Raw genomic sequence first — 14,934 nt, 5'->3', positions numbered from 1 at the left:
ATACCTCTATTTCTTTATGTATATAAAAATGATAACGCAATCATCTAATTAATTCAACTATTCTGCTTACACAGATGGGTTGGCCAGCTTTAAGAGAGCGAGATCAAAGAGGTAATCCTTCTCATAGGTCCCTGATTTTATCTGGTAATCCGTTTCGATTAAGAGACAAATAGCTTGTTCTAAAAAGGAAAGCGAGAGGCCTTTGCTGTCTCTAAGAGCAAATTTCACCTGATAAGGATTAACTTTTCGACCTGTTACCTCTGAAAGCTCCGAGACAATCTGAGATTCTGTTCGACCCTCTTTCTTTAACAGTTGAACCTGGTTATAGATACGAAATTGACTTAACAAAATGGCTAAAAGCTTTATCTCATCTTCCCCCTGCAAGCGCAGGTCTTTGACCAAGCCACGAGCCGCATCTATTTGTTTATTTAAAATCATCTGAGTGAGATCAAAAAGATTATCTTGGAGGCTTTTGGGAATGGCTTCTTCAATATCTGCCAGCTTAATGGTCTCTGCCCCCTTGTAGTTTTTCAAAAACTCTAAATTCTTTTGGATTTCACTGAAATCAAATCCTGATTTGATCAAGAGTTGGTCGAAAGCTTGTGAATCAATTACTAGACCTAAAGACTTGATTTCTTCTAAGAAATGAGCACGAAGCTCCTGCTCTTTTAATTCATTTGCTTCCAGCAACTGGGCATCTCGTTTTAAGAGTTTGACAATTCTACGCTTGCTATCTAGTTTCCCTTCTGCAAAAATAATCAAACGTGTCGTCTCTAGAGGTGAGGATAGATAGTTCTCGAAGGACTGAAGTGCTTCATCTGTTAGAAAGCGTTTCTTGGTAGTCGTCAAGTCTACAAAATGGTCCAAGATAACAATCTTTTCATCCGCAAAAAAAGGAAGACTAACTAAATCCAATTCAACCTCTGAATAAGACGTTTCTTTCATATCAAAATAGGAATAGTTTAAGTCAGAGGGATCATAAGCAATTTGTTTTAAAAGCTGTTCCTTCATCCACTCAAACTGCCCCAGATCATCTCCTGAAAGGACGAGGACAGCAGGAAGCTCTTGAAATTCAATAGATTTAATCATCTGTATTGCTTGCATGTTCTCCTGCTACCTCATTTTCATTCTTCAAGCTGTTTTGCTCTTCTAGTTCTATTCTTTGTTCGAGAGGGGCCTTTTCCACTGGTCCTAGCGGTGCAGAGACCATATTAGGAATTGATGAAAAACTTTGGGGACTTGAAAAGTTCGAAGGATTCCCGCCAGTAAAATTCCCAGCTAATGATGGAGCCAGAGGCTCTTGTTCTTCCTCATGGATTGATTGTTGGCCTACACTTGAAAAACTAAGAAGAATGGCTAAGGTAATGACTGCAGCCCCCACTAAGACCAGTAAAATCTGAATTGGAGACAAGAGGTAAAGAAAGATTGGGCCCCAAAAGAGTAAAATAAGAGACCAATGAAAACCTGCATCCCTTAAACGCCGAACCACTATAGCCTGTTGAGGAACAAACGCTAAATAGACATACAGAAGAAAAAACACTGCCAGCCACTCTGCAAGTCCCATTGTTTGGAGGGAAGACAACTGATCTGTTTGATTAGAAGTTGCAGAAGACCGGACGAGTTCATACATCCAAAAAGGGGAGGTAAAAAGGAGATGCCACAACTGGCTTATCCAAAAATCTTTACGATCTGAAACTCTTGTAAAATCAGCATATTGCATCCAAAATAATCTTAATGATTTCATACTTGTATCCTCGTTTCCTTCCCTTATCATAGCAATTTTCAAGCCAGAAATCAAACAGCCCTTACCGAACAGTCTCAATCATCCACTTCTGCCACCCTCTAAACCGAATAGCTCCTTGTTGATCCGTCCGAAAAACCGTCATTCCTAACTCTTTAAATCGTTCTAGAGTTTCCTGATGAGGATGTTGGTAGCGATTCTTCTCTCCAGCAGATACCAAGGCGATTTTAGCATGAATATGGTCTAAGAAAGCGGGATGGGAGGATCCCTTAGATCCGTGATGGCCTGCCTTTAAGACATCCACCGGTAACTGAGGATAGCGAGCTATCAGGATCTGTTCTCCTGGCTCTTCAAGATCACCAGTGAATAAAAAGGAAACTCCCTGTAAATACCCATATAAAACAAGGGAGTCATTATTACTGCCATCTCCCACCTCTATTGGATAAAGAACTTCTACAAAGCGATCAAAGATAGGAAATCGATCCCCCACTTCTACTGTTTTTACAGGAAGTTTTAGTCGCTCAAGCCTCTTGACAAAGGTTGCTTTCTTTAAACTACCTTTTGAAACATTCACTTCTTTAATATGAAGACTCGAAGCAACCACCTCCATATCTCCCATATGATCTGCATCCGTATGGGTTAGCACCAAATGGTCAATCTGATCAATGCCCCGGCTTTTGAGATAGGGAATGAGGGTACGTTCAGCATTGGTCGACGATTGACGCTTCCGCCATGCTTCTGTTTGTCCAAATTCGACCTTGCCTCCTGTATCAATTAAAATTGTCCGTCCCTGCCAATCTCTTAATAGGATACTATCCCCTTGACCAATATCGATAATAGTAATCTCATTTTCTAAAGGATGCTTGACAAGGGCACATAAGCCTCCGATGAGGAGGAACAAGGCCAGCCTCTTCTTTTTATGGTTGCCCCATTCATAAAGACACCCCAATAAAAACATGATGAGTAAGAGAAAAGTAATATCTGGTTGCCCCAGAACCCAAGAAGAGCTAGTATGACCAGCAATCCACTGCATCCCTTTTTCCATCCAGATGAAAAAAACATTCCAAAAGACCATGGGAAAAAGAAAGGAAAGCAGAAAGACTAAGCTTAAGCCTGGCAAGAGGACTAGATCAAACAAGAGAGAAAAGGCAAAGGTGAGGGGGATGGACCAAGGTTGGTACTCAGCAAAGAAAAAGGCAAGAAAAGGAAGAACACCAAGCGTTAACACCAAGGTTTCCTTTATCATTTTCCGCACACCTGCCCCCTCCTCTTCAGACGATGTCAAGGTAAGAATAAAGGCATAGGCACAAGATAAAAGCCCGCCAGCAGTCAATAAAGAAGAGGGGATAAAAAGGATAAGTAAGAGGAAGGTCATTCCCATATTATCCATTCCCTTGAAGCCATTCTGGGCTAATAATTTTTGCAAGAGACTACGAACCACTGAGACTGAAAATCCAGTCATTCCCGCATAAATAAGGGAAAAAGGATAAAGCAAGTAAGCGACCTTATCTTGCTCCCAGCCTAGACGGAGAAAGAAACGGCGAAAAGTATCCAAAAAGAAAGCAACCTGCATACCAGATAAGGCAAAGAGATGGATAATCCCTAAACTAGAATAGAGATTGCTCATCTCTTCAAATTCAATATCAAGAAATCCAAAAAGGAGGCCCGTCATGTAGTGACTCATAGGTTGAGGGAAGTGCTGATAAACCCAGACTAAGGCCTTCCGTCTCCATATGGATAAGATTTCTACCAGATCTCCTCCACTTACTGATTTTTTCTCTAAAATCCGACTGACCTTTAACAAATGATAGATGCCTTGAGTTCTCAGGTAGAAGCGGTAGTCAAATCCCTTAAAATTTCGCTGGGGACTTGGAGCCTCCAACTCCCCCTCAATCGTTAGTTCCAATCCCTGATTAAGTTGTTTATAAAAGGCTTGTTCCTTTTCTGAAGAAAGCTTGTAAAAGACCTGAAAGATTCTAGAACCAGCTTTAGCCCGAAAGGACAGGGCATCTCCATTGACCTTGATAGTATCGGGTAGAATCCGAATGGCTTTCGGTACCCTCGGATCTGTTTCCTCTTGTTTTCCTTGCTCCACTCGATAATAGAAAACCCCTCCCATCAAGAAGATCAGGACCGCAATACCAAGTAATCTTTTGCCAAAATAAGACTTAATCCCAAGCCCCAAAAAGACTAGGAAAAGAATAAGAGCTAACCAATGGCCTGTATAGATCCAGTAATAGAGGGGTAAAATAAGGAGAGCTAGATGAAGGGGACTGACTGAACCTTCTTTAATCCACCGTGACATGGTCTTTTAATTTCTCCAAGGTCTTTTGCCCAATACCAGAAACATTTTTTAAGTCATCAACCGTTTGAAATTTTCCCTTTTCTTCCCGATAAGCAAGGATGTCTTGGGCTCTTTTTTGACCAATTCCTGAAATGGTCTGCAAGTCTGCCTCCGTAGCTGTATTGAGATTGACCTTACCATCCTTAGACTTACTCTCTGTCGCAGTTGCTCCAGCATTTGGAGACAGAACAGGCGCAATTTCCTCCCCATTCTTAGCAACATAGACGACAGACTCATCTTCAATCTTTTGGGCTAGATTAACAGATTGGCTATTGGCTTGGTCCGTTAATCCTCCTGCTTTTTGAATCGCATCATAAACCCTACTACCTGCTGGGAGCTCATAGACACCTGCTTGACGAATGGCTCCCTTCACATCCACCATTATTTTTTCTGGTCCAGACGCTTCTGTCTTTCCCTCCTTAGCTTGAGAAGGCAACTTTGTCGACGATTCTTCTATGGGTGTTTCTTGTTCTACCAGCTCTAGCTGAGAGGCTAAACTATCTGGTGCTTCTGGGCTAGACTTTGGCCAGAACAAGAAAAATGCAGCAATTAGGAGCCCCACTCCTATCAAAGAAAACAACACCTTCAACTCTTTTATTTTCTCTATCCACGTCTCCATAAAAACCCCTTTTATTTTTATTATTCGTAAAAAAGGAGGTAAATAAAAAAGAATTTCAAAAAATCAGCAAGAAATTTTGAAATTCTTTATAGAAAACGACGAATAGAGATAGCTTCTAATCCTTCCGATGTTTATCTGGATCCCAGAAAAAGCTAGCCAAGTAACTAAACAAGAGAGTGAGGGAGCCAACTACTAATACAAAAGGAAGAAGGAGGAACTTCAAGAAACGAAGAACAATGAAAGGTTTACGATCGTTACGCAAGGTTTGAGACTCTGCATCCAAACGATCAAATTCAGCTTGAATCCGTCTTGCTACTTCCTCAATTCCTTCATCATTCATTTTTGGAATATCGGAAATGTCAATCGGATGGCCGAAATTCATATCTACGCGTTCACAGCTAGCTAAGCCCTTCAAGGTCATCGGTCCCGTATAGGTCACCGGCATGATTCGTACCTTGGCCATTTTTGCGATGATAGCGACTCCACCCTTAACATCCTGAGAATGACGACTTCCACTTGGAAACATAATCAAGGAACGTTTGCTTTTCTTGAGCATATTCACTGGGTATTTAATCGCTGCTGCACCTGGATTTTCCCGGTCAATTGGGAAAGCTCCACACATGCGAATCCACCATCCGAAAATGCGATTTGTAAAAAGCTCTTTCTTAGCCATGAAGACAAATTGTTTTGGCTTGGTCGCAAAGGCCATGTAAACTGGATCCCACCAAGTCCGATGAGGAGCTACAAGGATATAGTTTTCTTCTGGATCGGGAATTAATTCTGTATGATGGTAGTGGGCATTCCCATTAAGAACCCATAAAATAAAGGTTACTAAACCACGCAAATAAGTATAAAACATGCAATCTCCTTTGAAAATCTCTTATTTTATCATTATACATTATCCTTCTATTCCCCGCAATTCTTTTCGGAAAGATAAACTAAGATTCATAGGGAAGACATCTAGTCTTTTTCTTAAAAAAATGATATGATGGTCCTATGGAAGTAAAAGATATAAAGGGGTTATCCCACGAAGAGGTCCGCAAAAAAATACAGCGTGGGCAAACTAACGAATTCAAAGCTAATACTAGTACCAGTACCTGGCAAATTATCAAGCGTAACGTCTTTACCTTATTCAATGCTCTAAACTTTGTCATTGCCCTTGCTTTGGTAGCTGTCCAAGCTTGGAGCAATCTGGTCTTCTTTGCTGTCATCTGCTTTAATGCCTTATCAGGAATTGCAACAGAGCTCCGAGCAAAACGAATGATTGATAAGCTAAACCTTATGAGTAAAGAGCTTGTGACGGTCATTCGAGGTGGCGAGGAAGAGTCCATTGCTCCAGAGGAAATTGTCCTTGGAGATACCATCAAGCTATCAGCAGGGGATCAGATACCAAGTGACTCCGTCGTTCAGATTGGGATCGCTGAAGTCAACGAAGCCATGTTGACAGGAGAAAGCGACCTTGTTCTTAAAGAAGAGGGATCTGAACTCCTTTCAGGAAGCTTTTTGGCTAGCGGGCAAGTTTATGCTCGTGTCAGACGAGTTGGAGCTAATAATTACGCCAATAAGTTAATGGCAGAAGCCAAAACTCTTAAACCGATTAACTCTCGGATCTTATATAATCTTGCAAAAATCTCTAGCTTTACTGGGAAAATCATTATTCCATTTGGAATTGCCCTTTTCTGTGAAGCCCTGTTGATCAAGATGTTACCAGTTAAAGATGCCGTTATCACCTCTTCGACTGCCTTACTTGGAATGTTGCCAAAAGGGATTGCCCTCTTGACGGTTACTTCTCTCTTGACTGCTGTTGTCAAGCTCGGGATGAGAAAAGTCCTCGTTCAGGAGATGTACTCTGTTGAAACCCTGGCCCGTGTAGATACTCTTTGCTTGGACAAAACAGGAACCATCACCCAAGGAAAAATGACCGTCCAAGGGATCCATTCCTTATCCGAACATTTCTCTAAAGAAACCATTGAAGTTATTCTATCTGCCTATATGCAGAACTCTGAAGACAGCAATCCAACAGCTCAAGCCATTCGAAAAGCATACGGAGACCTTGAGCATGCTTATACTGCTGAGAACATTATCCCATTTTCAAGTGATCGAAAATGGGGATCTATGACCCTTAGCAACTTAGGAACCGTTTATCTTGGAGCTCCTGAAATTCTCCTCAAGGAAACTCCTCAAGCCGTCTTAGAGGCTCAAGCTCGCGGATCTCGTGTCTTGATTTTAGGCCACAGTGGCGAAGCAATTGACATGCATGATCTGACATTACCATCAAACGTAGCTGGTATTGGAGTCATTGAAATCCATGATCCAATCCGTGAAGGAGTTTCTGAAACCTTGGATTATCTTCGCTCCCAAGATGTAGACTTGAAGATTATCTCAGGGGACAATCCTGTTACTGTATCTTATATCGCAAAAGGAGCTGGCTTTGATAGTTATGACAGTTATGTTGACTGCTCTAAGATTGGAGATGACGAACTTGTAGATCTAGCTGAAACCACTGCCATCTTTGGCCGGGTGTCTCCTCATCAGAAGAAATTGTTGATTCAAACTCTTAAAGCAGCTGGTCGCACCACTGCTATGACTGGAGACGGGGTCAATGATATTCTCGCCTTACGAGAGGCTGACTGTTCTATCGTGATGGCCGAAGGAGATCCTGCAACGCGCCAAATCGCCAATCTCGTCTTGTTAAACTCTGATTTCAATGACGTTCCAGAGATTCTCTTTGAAGGACGTCGGGTGGTCAACAACATTGGTCGTATTGCTCCAATTTTCTTTATCAAGACCATCTATTCCTTCATCTTAGCCATTATCTGTATCGCAAGTGCTCTCTTCTTTGATGTCAACTACTTGTTAATTTTCCCATTTATTCCGATTCAAATTACCTTAATCGATCAGTTTGTCGAGGGATTCCCACCTTTCGTTTTGACCTTTGAACGAAATATTAAACCCGTGGAAAAACACTTCCTCAGACGTTCTCTACAATTGGCCTTACCAAATGCCTTGATGGTCGTCTTTAGTGTCTTATTTGTTCGTTTATGGGGAACCTATCATGGCTGGTCCAGTCTTGACATGTCTACTTTGACCTATTACTTACTAGGATCAATTGGTTTCTTGTCTGTGATTCGGGCTTGTTTGCCACTCAATATTTGGCGAGGACTCTTGATTATCTTCTCTGTCTGTGGTTTCTACCTATCAGCCTTCTACCTAAAAGGACTGATTGAAATTGCAACGCTGACAGCTGTGACCTTCCCAGTTTACTTAGCTTTGATGTCCCTCTTTACAGGAAGCTTCATCTTGGCTACTATTTTCCAAAAATATGAGTTTAATTAAAAATAGTTGAGAGTATGCTACTCTCAACTATTTTTTTATTACACATCAACAGAAACAATTGCTGGTTTCTCACCAAAAGCTGAGAACGGTTTTATCTCTAATTCTAAATCCCCTTCACCTTTAACTCCAAAATGTTCAACAGCTCCTTCCATTGATCGACCCGGTGTAATTGAACCCATGGTATGCTCATTGGCATAATTTTCCATCTTATTACCACCAACATATAAATCAATATCTATTCCAACCGGCATATCTTTGTCCGAAAGATTTTTTACATTATATGTAACCTTCAAAACTTTATCTGGATTTGTATCATCAAACTCATTTCGTTCATCTGACCACTCAACATTTGTAATAGTGTATTCAGCAAACTTTTCAAATACAATTTTATCTCCTACTGAATATGTTGATTTCTTTTCTGATGATTCCTCTGTTTTGGTTTCTTTAGTTGAAGACTGCTCCGTTTTTACTTCGTTAGAAGATGATTTTGAACTTTTCTCTGAATTTCCACAAGCAACTAAGACACTCACGGAAAGAAAACTAAATCCTAAAGCCAACCATTTTTTTGTTTTGTTCATAAACAAAACCTCCCAATATTTTTAAAATATATTATCATATTCTATTTAAAAATGCAAATAGATTGACGTATAAAACTAATATAACTTATTAAATTGTTTTTCCTATCTTTTCCACGCTCTCTTTTCATGCTATAATAGAGCCATGAACGATATCCAATTAAAAGACGGTGAACGCGTCAATCAGCTCTTTTCCAGTGATGTGAAAATTATCCAAAACAGAGAAGTCTTTAGCTACTCCATCGATAGTGTCCTACTTTCGCGCTTTCCAAAGTTGCCTAATCGTGGGATGATTGTCGATTTATGTGCAGGAAATGGTGCCGTCGGACTCTTTGCTAGTACTCGTACCAAGGCAAGTATTGTAGGTGTGGAAATCCAAGAAAGACTAGCCGATATGGCTGAGCGGTCCATTCAACTGAATGGTCTCTCCGATCGCATGTTCATGATTACGGATGATTTGAAAAACTTACCTCAGTACTTCCCTGGGAGTAAGATTGATATTATCTTATGCAATCCCCCCTACTTTAAGGTAGATGAGCATTCCAATTTGAACGAGAGTCGCCATTATTTGCTAGCCCGTCATGAAATCTCCACCAATTTAGATCAAATCTGCCATGTAGCTCAACGGACCCTCAAATCCAATGGACGTTTGGCCATGGTCCATCGACCAGATCGTTTTCTAGATATCATCGAAACTATGAAGCACTACAATCTTGCACCTAAGCGGATACAATTTGTCTATCCCAAGCGTCACAAGGAGGCCAATATGCTCCTCATCGAGGCGATTAAGGACGGATCTCTAGATGGGCTTAAGATTCTTCCTCCCCTCTTCATCCATGAAGAAGATGGAAGCTACACTCCTGAAATTCACGAGATTTACTATGGAAACTAAGGCTTATATGTATGTCGTTCAATGTTCAGATGGGACTCTTTACACTGGCTATACAACGGATATCGACCGCCGTCTCAAGACCCACAATGCTGGAAAAGGAGCTAAATACACTCGCCCTAGACTTCCTGTTACCCTTCTCTACCAAGAGGGCTTTCCTGATAAAAGGGCAGCCATGTCTGCTGAGGCTCTCTTTAAGAAAAAAACACGGGAAGAAAAACTGGCCTATATCAAGGAACAACAAGATTCCCTTAACCATCAAAAGACCCCCTAGGAAGCAATCTACAAACTGCTTTCCCAGGAGGTTTTTTTAAAAAAATCGGAGCCAAGAAATCAATAGTCTCTAACAGTTTCTCATCTTATCTACTTGCTTACATTCTAAAAGGAGCTCAATGAGCTCCTTTTTACCTTCATTTTAAACTCACTCAGCAAGAGTTTTCACAAACGCCCAATTTCCTATTGATTTATCTCCATAGTCAAGAATCATAGAATCCAATAAGACATAGTCATTTTTTTCATAGAACAAAACATTGTGTTCGGTACTAGTGATCAAGCCCAAGCGCTTGCATCCTTTAGACTTAACATATGGTTCGATCCCTTCTTGAAGAAAGAAACTACCAACTCCTTGACCTTGAACGGACGAAGCAACTCCAAGCATCATCAAATACCAATCAAAATTTCCGGATTTTTTCAAATGCTCCTCAGAACGCTCTACCAAATCGAGGTATTTCATAAACTTCAATGGTGTGATATAACGGAAAAGCTTGATCACTCCATTTACGATATAGGAGAGTATAGAGAAATCATTCTGTTGCAAGAGGGCAACTGCGATAATTTCACCCTCTCGTTCAGCTACTAGACAGGCTTCTCCTTTAATGTAGAGTCTTGTTAATAAACTTTCCATCATTTCCAAAAACGCTGGAAAATACTCAGGTTTCTTCAAATCGTCTTTGATAAGAGTCAAAAATGGATACTCCATAAATGCATCTGCAAGTACTTTTCCAATTTTTTTGTACTCATCTAATCTTGCTTCGCGATATACTATTTTTTCCATCTCCGCACCCCTTCAACACATCTCTATGATACCATTATACTTAAAATAAACACTTTTTACGATTTTTAACGTGATATTTTCACAAAAGAACTACAAATCCATAACCATTTGAATATCAAATTTATATGATGTCTAATTTCCGAATGTTAGGAACATTTTTTTGATGATTTTGATTAAATTTCCGACTTTCACCTGCATGTTTATCTTTTTTTAGCATAAAAAAACTTGGAGTGTCTCCACTCCAAGTCCCTGATCAAGCCACTTCTTCTGTGAATTGGCTATTGTAGAGATCGGCATAGAATCCATTTTGGCTCATGAGTTCTTGGTGGTTGCCTTGCTCGATAATATTTCCATCTTTCATCACGAGAATCAGATCCGCATTACGAATAGTGGACAAGCGATGGGCGATGACAAAGGAGGTCCGGCCTTCCATCAGTTTGTCCATAGCTTTTTGAATCAACTCTTCTGTACGGGTATCGACAGATGAGGTTGCTTCATCCAAGATAAGGAGTGGAGCATCCTTCAAGAGCGCACGCGCAATGGTCAAGAGTTGTTTCTGACCAACGGACAAGGTGACCGAATCATTTAGTACGGTATCGTAGCCATTCGGCAAAGTCCGGATAAAGTGATGGACCCCAACAGCTCGGGTTGCCGCTTCGACGGCTTCATCTGAAATATCCGTTTGGTTGAAGACCAGATTCTCCCGAATAGTGCCCTCAAAGAGCCAGGTATCTTGTAAGACCATGGAGAAAGCATCATGAACTTCTTCGCGGCTCATGGCCTTGGTATCCACTCCATCGATGGCAATTTTACCAGCTTGAATGTCATAAAAACGCATCAAAAGATTGACCATAGTCGTCTTACCTGCGCCTGTCGGACCAACAATAGCCACTTTTTGGCCCGGTTTGGCTTCAGCAGTAAAATCATGGATAATAGTCTTATCTGGTGAATAACCAAAGCGCACATATTCAAAGGTGACATGACCTTTTGGCGCTTCCAATTGGCGAGTTTTTTGGGATTCGTCTTCCATTTCTTCTTCGTCTAAGAATTCAAAGACACGCCCCATAGCAGCACTAGCCGATTGCAATTGGGTAATTCCTTGAGCCATTTGACCAATTGGTTGGGTAAAGATACGGACATAGGTCATAAAGGCCACAATGGTCCCGATGGTAATATCCCCATTAATGGTGAGGACAGCCCCAACGATACAGACCATGACATAGCCGAAGTTCCCTACAAACTGCATCAAGGGCATCATGATCCCAGAGAAGAATTGGGATTTCCACATGCTTTGATACAACTCTTGGTTGATGGCATCAAAATGATCTTTGGCCTGATGACGGCCATTATAGGAAATGACCACATTGTGTCCACTATAGATTTCTTCAACATAGCCTGAAACTTTGGCAAGGTTATCCTGTTGTTGCTTAAAGAGAGGCTGGCTCTTGACCATAATGATGCTGGAAAGAGCAAAACCTGCAAAGACGGACACAATCGCTGTCACCGCCAAGTGCCAGTCCGTCTTAAACATCATAAAGATAGAGCCGATCAATAAGACAATGGAAGAGACCATTTGAACCAAGCTTTGGTTAAAGGATTGGGTCATCAAATCCACGTCGTTGGTCACACGAGACAAGGTATCTCCTTGTTCATGGCTATCAAAATATTGGAGGGGTACACGATTGATCTTTTCAGCAATGGCATTGCGCAAGCGTTCTGCGAAGCGCTGAATCATGGTGGAGATGATAAAGCTACTACTGTAAGAGACCAGCGCTCCAACTCCATAAAGGATGGCTAAGGTCAGGGCAATCGAAGTGATCTTGTCAATATCAATGGCGCCTCCCATCCCTTTTGTAATGGTATCCGTGATTTCTTTTAACTTATCCGGTCCAATAACGGTGATAACACTCGATACGACCGAAAAGAGGATAGCAATTAGGAAAAATAGATGAAATCCCTTCAAATATGGAGAAAGTTGGCTCCAAAGGGACGATTTTTGTTTTGTCTTATGCATGTTCCAACTCCTCCTTAGATAATTGTGAATAGGCAATTTCTTGATAGACTTCATTGGTCGCAAGCAATTCCTTGTGGGTACCTTGACCAACGACCTTTCCTTGATCCAAGACCAAAATCAAATCCGCATCCATAATGGTCGAAATCCGTTGGGCAACGATCAATTTGGTCGTATCTGCCAGCTCCTCTTTCAGAGCTTGGCGCAAGATACGATCTGTTTTATAATCCAGGGCTGAGAAGGAATCATCAAAGATGAGGATCTCAGGTTTCCGCGCAAGAGCACGTGCAATGGCCAAGCGTTGCCGTTGACCTCCAGAGAAGTTGGTGCCTCCTTGCGCTACTTCTGTATCCAAACCTTTTTCTTTTGCCGCAACAAACTCTTTGGCTTGAGCCAATTCAAGGGCTTTCCAAATCGCTTCATCCTCTAATTTTCCTTGACTACTTTCTCCAAATTCCATATTGGAGCGAATAGTGCCACTAAAGAGCACTGCTTTTTGGGGGATATAACCCACTTTATTGTTCAATTCTTTGTGGTTATAGTCCTTGACATTGAGGCCATCCACTAAGATCTTTCCTTCTGTCGCATCGTAAAAGCGTGGAATTAAATTGACCAAAGTGGATTTCCCAGATCCGGTTGATCCAATGAAGGCAACGGTTTGTCCCTTCTGAGCTGAGAAGGTCACATGCTCAATCACCGCACGAGAAGTCCGTCCATATCGGAAGGAAACATCTTGAAATTCAACGGTACCTTCTTGGCCTGTTGTTTCTTTTGATTCACTTGGAAAGGCTACAGAAGAATCCAATGCCAGCACCTGATTAATCCGTTTTGCAGATACCAAGGCACGAGGAAGGATAATCAAGATGGCCACCATCATCATAAAGCCAATGACAACCTGCATGGCATAAGAGGAGAAGGTAATCATATCTGAGAAGACCTTGGTCCGATCCGCTAATGCAGGACTGGTGAGGATCTTTGTAGGATCTTTTGGCATGGCGATATCATTGATCAAGTGCGCCCCAATCCAGTAGATAGCCAGGGTCAAACCACTTGATACCACGGTCATGACAGGGTTCATCAAAGACATCAACCGATAAACAAAGAGATTCAGACGGGTTAAGCCCTTGTTTTCAGCTTGGAATTTTTCATTTTGATAAGCTTCTGCATTGTAGGCACGAACCACCCGCACCCCTGTCAAACTCTCCCGTGTCGTCGCATTCAAGGCATCGGTTAAGCCTTGAACTTTTTGCTGACGCGGAAAGGCGATGAGAACCAGAACAGAAAGCAGAAGCAAGACCATTAAGACTGCTATCCCAACAGACGTTGTCCAGGCACCGCTTTTTCCCCAAATCTTGGTTAGAGCCCAAATCGCCATAATGGGACCACGCGTCACAACTTGCATCCCCATGACAATCATCATTTGCAACTGGGTCAAATCATTGGTCGTCCGGGTCAAGAGAGAGGGAACTGAGAAGTTCTTGATCTCAGCATCTGAGTAATCCATCACTTGATGGAAAATCTCTCCTCGAAGCCGCGTCGTAAAGCTGGCAGCGACTCTTGAAGCCAAAAAGCCCACAAAAACTGCCATCAAAAAGCTTCCAAAAGAGAAGAGCAACATCTTGCTTCCCGGATTCATGATATCAGAAACCTTGGTCCCATCCTTGGCTAAGAGGGTTGTGATATCGGATAAGTATTCAGGAGTCTTTAAATCCATCCAAACAGCCAGACAGATAAAGACCGTACTTAGGGCAATCATGCCCCATTCTTTGGCAGTTAACCGCCGAAACAGTTTAATCATTCTTTACTCCTTTTTTTCATGTTCTCATAAAATTGATGCATAACCTTGAAAAAGATGGTCAAATCTTCTTCTGATACACCAGCCATCATATCCTGGTCTACTTCTTCAAAGAATTGTTTCATGTCATTCAATTTGTCTTTTACACTGTCTGTTAGGTAGACATACTTGGCCCGTTTATCGGTTGGACTAGGCTCTAGATAAATAAAGCCATTTTTCTCCATGCGCTTGATCAGGTTACTCGTCACGGATTTTGAGATATGAAGTTCCTGCTCAACATCCCGAATCAAGGTCACCTTTCCCTCTTTCTCACGATGGGATAAAAAGATCAATACCTGACCTTGGGGGCCTGCAATAAATTCAAGGCCACGTTTCTTAGCCTCTCTTTCCATCATAAGATGAATGAGATGGCCGATTTTTTTAAATTCTACTAATGGTTTGTCCATCATCCCTCCAAAATCAATTAGTTCTCAGGAGAACTAGATAGTGTTTATGAGAACTATTTTACACCTCTCACATAGAAAGTCAAGAAAAAGTTCTTAAGAGAACTATCTTTTGTAAACAAAAAAT

The 14,934-nt window shown here is 41.5% G+C and carries 13 protein-coding genes; 3 read left to right on the top strand and 10 right to left on the bottom strand.

Annotation, left to right across the window (positions count from 1 at the left end):
* Positions 1-66: 66 nt before the first annotated feature.
* The 5 genes from holA to E5S68_RS00940 form a co-directional block, all read right to left on the bottom strand.
* Positions 67-1,104 (bottom strand): DNA polymerase III subunit delta, encoded by a 1,038-nt coding sequence (gene holA / locus E5S68_RS00960; RefSeq protein ID WP_135781973.1) that lies wholly within the window; start codon positions 1,102-1,104, stop codon positions 67-69.
* The gene (locus E5S68_RS00955; protein WP_135781972.1) at positions 1,082-1,744 is read right to left on the bottom strand and encodes a DUF805 domain-containing protein; all 663 of its coding nucleotides are present in this window, start codon (positions 1,742-1,744) and stop codon (positions 1,082-1,084) included. The genes holA and E5S68_RS00955 overlap by 23 nt, the downstream gene beginning before the upstream one ends.
* A 61-nt stretch (positions 1,745-1,805) precedes the next feature.
* Complete coding sequence (locus E5S68_RS00950; RefSeq protein WP_135781971.1) at positions 1,806-4,046, bottom strand: DNA internalization-related competence protein ComEC/Rec2; 2,241 nt, start codon at positions 4,044-4,046, stop codon at positions 1,806-1,808.
* Positions 4,030-4,704, bottom strand: coding sequence for a helix-hairpin-helix domain-containing protein (locus E5S68_RS00945; protein WP_135781970.1), 675 nt, complete (start codon positions 4,702-4,704; stop codon positions 4,030-4,032). The genes E5S68_RS00950 and E5S68_RS00945 overlap by 17 nt, the downstream gene beginning before the upstream one ends.
* 115 nt (positions 4,705-4,819) lie before the next feature.
* Complete coding sequence (locus E5S68_RS00940; RefSeq protein WP_135781969.1) at positions 4,820-5,563, bottom strand: lysophospholipid acyltransferase family protein; 744 nt, start codon at positions 5,561-5,563, stop codon at positions 4,820-4,822.
* A 137-nt stretch (positions 5,564-5,700) separates the two neighbouring features.
* On the opposite strand from E5S68_RS00940, the gene E5S68_RS00935 reads away from it, so the two are divergent.
* Positions 5,701-8,040 carry a cation-translocating P-type ATPase gene (locus tag E5S68_RS00935; RefSeq protein WP_135781968.1) on the top strand — a complete coding sequence of 780 codons (2,340 nt, stop codon included), beginning with the start codon at positions 5,701-5,703 and terminating at the stop codon, positions 8,038-8,040.
* Positions 8,041-8,078: 38 nt separating this feature from the next.
* Here the strand turns inward: E5S68_RS00935 and E5S68_RS00930 are convergent, their stop codons facing one another.
* Positions 8,079-8,618, bottom strand: a complete 540-nt coding sequence (locus E5S68_RS00930) for a DUF4352 domain-containing protein (protein WP_135781967.1) — start codon at positions 8,616-8,618, stop codon at positions 8,079-8,081.
* Between the two features lie 142 nt (positions 8,619-8,760).
* Between E5S68_RS00930 and E5S68_RS00925 the strand changes: the two genes are divergently transcribed.
* Positions 8,761-9,507, top strand: coding sequence for a tRNA1(Val) (adenine(37)-N6)-methyltransferase (locus E5S68_RS00925; protein ID WP_135781966.1), 747 nt, complete (start codon positions 8,761-8,763; stop codon positions 9,505-9,507).
* Positions 9,497-9,778, top strand: coding sequence for a GIY-YIG nuclease family protein (locus E5S68_RS00920; RefSeq protein ID WP_135781965.1), 282 nt, complete (start codon positions 9,497-9,499; stop codon positions 9,776-9,778). The genes E5S68_RS00925 and E5S68_RS00920 overlap by 11 nt, the downstream gene beginning before the upstream one ends.
* 147 nt (positions 9,779-9,925) lie before the next feature.
* On the opposite strand, the gene E5S68_RS00915 is transcribed toward E5S68_RS00920, so the two are convergent.
* The 4 genes from E5S68_RS00915 to E5S68_RS00900 all read right to left on the bottom strand — a co-directional run bounded on the left by E5S68_RS00915 (position 9,926) and on the right by E5S68_RS00900 (position 14,810).
* On the bottom strand, positions 9,926-10,558 hold the full coding sequence (locus E5S68_RS00915; protein ID WP_135781964.1) for a GNAT family N-acetyltransferase: 633 nt from the start codon (positions 10,556-10,558) through the stop codon (positions 9,926-9,928).
* A 253-nt stretch (positions 10,559-10,811) separates the two neighbouring features.
* Positions 10,812-12,572: an ABC transporter ATP-binding protein gene (locus tag E5S68_RS00910; RefSeq protein WP_135781963.1), complete on the bottom strand. Its 1,761-nt coding sequence runs from the start codon at positions 12,570-12,572 to the stop codon at positions 10,812-10,814.
* Positions 12,565-14,367, bottom strand: coding sequence for an ABC transporter ATP-binding protein (locus E5S68_RS00905; RefSeq protein WP_135781962.1), 1,803 nt, complete (start codon positions 14,365-14,367; stop codon positions 12,565-12,567). Before E5S68_RS00905 ends, E5S68_RS00910 begins: the two co-directional genes overlap by 8 nt.
* Complete coding sequence (locus tag E5S68_RS00900; RefSeq protein ID WP_135781961.1) at positions 14,364-14,810, bottom strand: MarR family winged helix-turn-helix transcriptional regulator; 447 nt, start codon at positions 14,808-14,810, stop codon at positions 14,364-14,366. Before E5S68_RS00900 ends, E5S68_RS00905 begins: the two co-directional genes overlap by 4 nt.
* Positions 14,811-14,934 lie beyond the last annotated feature (124 nt).

Origin of the sequence: Streptococcus rubneri (genome assembly GCF_004785935.1) — a bacterium.
In the GTDB taxonomy this organism is placed as follows: domain Bacteria; phylum Bacillota; class Bacilli; order Lactobacillales; family Streptococcaceae; genus Streptococcus; species Streptococcus rubneri.
Note: the sequence above shows the minus strand (reverse complement) of the source record. Positions and strands in the feature narration are given on the sequence as shown.

Excerpts from the sequence above, each read along its gene's own strand:
- holA (WP_135781973.1), bottom strand. The coding sequence starts at position 1,104 with ATGCAAGCAATACAGATGATTAAATCTATTGAATTTCAAGAGCTTCCT.
- E5S68_RS00955 (WP_135781972.1), bottom strand. The coding sequence starts at position 1,744 with ATGAAATCATTAAGATTATTTTGGATGCAATATGCTGATTTTACAAGA.
- E5S68_RS00950 (WP_135781971.1), bottom strand. The coding sequence starts at position 4,046 with ATGTCACGGTGGATTAAAGAAGGTTCAGTCAGTCCCCTTCATCTAGCT.
- E5S68_RS00945 (WP_135781970.1), bottom strand. The coding sequence starts at position 4,704 with ATGGAGACGTGGATAGAGAAAATAAAAGAGTTGAAGGTGTTGTTTTCT.
- E5S68_RS00940 (WP_135781969.1), bottom strand. The coding sequence starts at position 5,563 with ATGTTTTATACTTATTTGCGTGGTTTAGTAACCTTTATTTTATGGGTT.
- E5S68_RS00935 (WP_135781968.1), top strand. The coding sequence starts at position 5,701 with ATGGAAGTAAAAGATATAAAGGGGTTATCCCACGAAGAGGTCCGCAAA.
- E5S68_RS00930 (WP_135781967.1), bottom strand. The coding sequence starts at position 8,618 with ATGAACAAAACAAAAAAATGGTTGGCTTTAGGATTTAGTTTTCTTTCC.
- E5S68_RS00925 (WP_135781966.1), top strand. The coding sequence starts at position 8,761 with ATGAACGATATCCAATTAAAAGACGGTGAACGCGTCAATCAGCTCTTT.
- E5S68_RS00920 (WP_135781965.1), top strand. The coding sequence starts at position 9,497 with ATGGAAACTAAGGCTTATATGTATGTCGTTCAATGTTCAGATGGGACT.
- E5S68_RS00915 (WP_135781964.1), bottom strand. The coding sequence starts at position 10,558 with ATGGAAAAAATAGTATATCGCGAAGCAAGATTAGATGAGTACAAAAAA.
- E5S68_RS00910 (WP_135781963.1), bottom strand. The coding sequence starts at position 12,572 with ATGCATAAGACAAAACAAAAATCGTCCCTTTGGAGCCAACTTTCTCCA.
- E5S68_RS00905 (WP_135781962.1), bottom strand. The coding sequence starts at position 14,367 with ATGATTAAACTGTTTCGGCGGTTAACTGCCAAAGAATGGGGCATGATT.
- E5S68_RS00900 (WP_135781961.1), bottom strand. The coding sequence starts at position 14,810 with ATGGACAAACCATTAGTAGAATTTAAAAAAATCGGCCATCTCATTCAT.